This window comes from Mesorhizobium sp. ArgA1 (genome assembly GCF_053714375.1).
In genome coordinates this window covers 1-1,889 of the sequence record NZ_JBSKBQ010000080.1, presented here as the reverse complement: position 1 = coordinate 1,889, position 1,889 = coordinate 1, and the positions used below count along the sequence as shown (strand labels likewise).

The following is a 1,889-nucleotide window of genomic DNA, read 5'->3' as shown; positions in this document are numbered from 1 at the left end:
GAGAATATCCCGCCAGAGCGCATCCTGCGAATGGCGCAAGCCCTGTGCTTCACCACCTAAACGTACAAAGTCGAGCTGAGAGCCTGGGCTAGAATCGGCGGCAAATGTGCGGGTGTGGTGAAACTGGTAGACGCGCTGGATTCAAAATCCAGTTCCGAAAGGAGTGTCGGTTCGATTCCGACCACCCGCACCATCTTCTTCTCTTGACACTTTCGTCGGTCATTCCGCCGAGGGTCTTCAGCCCCGAGCCAGGTGCCCAGCTAGGTTAGATCAGAATCGACGAAATGCGGTCGATCTTTCGAAACTCAGCGCCTTCAGAATTGACTGCCACACTACCCCATCGGTCGTCTGGCTTTGAGGATCAAAATCAGTGGGAGTGAATCGGGCGGAGCGGTGACGGACAGACGGGCGAACTGTTCAGATCCTATGAGGAGGGTGGATAGCGACCTGCGCTGTGGCAAAGTGGGTTTTTGTTGCAACGGCTGAATAGGGGCAGAGAAGCCCTGATGCGACGTCAATCAGGTGGCGAGGATTTCGAACTGCTCGGCCAAGGACGGATTCGGATTGAAGGCGTACCTCGCCTGTCGCTTGCGCATCATGTGAATCATTTCGATGCCGGAAAGGATTGTGGAGGCGGTGGCCGTCGATTTGAAGCCGAGCATCGGCCGGACACGACGCTTGATGCGCCGATGGTCCTGTTCGATCCGATTGTTATCAGGCAGGAATAGGCCCGGCGCGCCAATCCGCATTCCCCTGCACGGATGGATCGACTACCGTCCACCTACCGGGATTGGGGTGTCGGGAGCACGCATGGCGGGCAGGCCGGCAGGAACAAGGGATCCGCCGCCGACTACAGCAACAAGTCGGTCCGCGACAGCGAGCGCGATACCATCGGCAATGCCGAGGAAGCCTACCGTCGCTTCGTCGCTACCTGGAAACAGAAATCGCCGAGTGGGCGCCCGGGTGCCGCCAATGAGGTGCGACAAACATAGGCTGCGCGACAGGGTGCAACCTCAGACCTGTGCTTCGCCACGGGGTCACCCGAGCCGCGTCAGAATAGCAAAATCAGCTTCGTCGATCCATCCCGATGGCGGCGCACGATAGCGACGTGCTCGCTCCGTCAAGGCCAAGCCGCGTGCCGCGCGGTGGCCTGCCGGCCAGACCTGACCTTGCTGCACACGACGCTTTCTCGGCCCTCCGTCGGGACAGAACGCCAAAGAGCACACTTCCAGGACATCGGAGCAGAACGGCCCTTGTCAAATACATCCGTAGATACTGGCACCGGCGGATCCGGATCGGCTTCAGCCGGCGCCGGGCGCGATCCTGCAAGCGATTTGTGGTGTCGCAGGAAACGATCGCCTCGTGGTTGGTCTGGCTCCCGTCGATGACGACGCGATCCGGTCGGCCATGACGCTCCAGCGCCTTTCTGAAGAAGCGCTTGGCCGCCGGCAGGTCGCGCTGCTCGCTGAACCGTAAGCGGTACGAGATGGCCCTGCCTCTCCTCCGGGCTACCGGCCGGTTCTGAAGCGGGTCGGCATCCAAAACTGACGCATGGCCTCAACGACGGCCGGAATGTCGGACCATGCATTTCGGCCAGCGAGCGAAGACGGTGGCACTCGCAAGGGCCGGCCGTCATCGTCGACGCAGTGGAAGAGGATCGGCAGCAGCAAGGCGTGCTCGATTGTATTGGGCGAGAGCAACCGCGACCAGGCGAGCAGCCGAAGCTGCATGACCATATAGAAGCCCATACACCAGGGCCGTGCGTCGACGCCGCCACCGGCCATCCGCAGGAAGAGTGGCTCGAACCTCGTCGACAGCGTTTCGCTGATCGCGTTGTGCCGCATGAGCGTAGCCGCGATCGCCGAGAACTCCTCCGTGTCGTGATTGAA

Annotated in this window: 2 protein-coding genes, 1 tRNA gene and 2 pseudogenes; 2 read left to right on the top strand and 3 right to left on the bottom strand. The window is 61.1% G+C overall.

What is annotated here, in order from left to right; translation table 11 throughout:
* Window positions 1-108: 108 nt before the first annotated feature.
* Window positions 109-193, top strand: a tRNA-Leu gene (locus ACWGTI_RS32340).
* A gap of 325 nt (window positions 194-518) precedes the next feature.
* Here ACWGTI_RS32340 and ACWGTI_RS32335 read toward each other — a convergent pair.
* A pseudogene (locus ACWGTI_RS32335) lies at window positions 519-713 on the bottom strand (DDE-type integrase/transposase/recombinase); the annotation flags it as partial.
* A gap of 48 nt (window positions 714-761) precedes the next feature.
* Between ACWGTI_RS32335 and ACWGTI_RS32330 the strand changes: the two are divergent.
* Entirely contained in the window at window positions 762-992 is a 231-nt protein-coding gene (locus ACWGTI_RS32330; RefSeq protein ID WP_454590639.1) for a hypothetical protein, read from the top strand.
* A gap of 277 nt (window positions 993-1,269) precedes the next feature.
* On the opposite strand, the pseudogene ACWGTI_RS32325 reads toward ACWGTI_RS32330, so the two are convergent.
* Both ACWGTI_RS32325 and ACWGTI_RS32320 read right to left on the bottom strand, forming a co-directional pair.
* Window positions 1,270-1,470 (bottom strand): annotated as a pseudogene (locus tag ACWGTI_RS32325) (DDE-type integrase/transposase/recombinase); the annotation flags it as partial.
* A gap of 38 nt (window positions 1,471-1,508) precedes the next feature.
* Window positions 1,509-1,889, bottom strand: a 381-nt coding sequence (locus ACWGTI_RS32320) for a UPF0149 family protein (RefSeq protein ID WP_454590638.1), incomplete at its 5' end; no start/stop codon positions are given.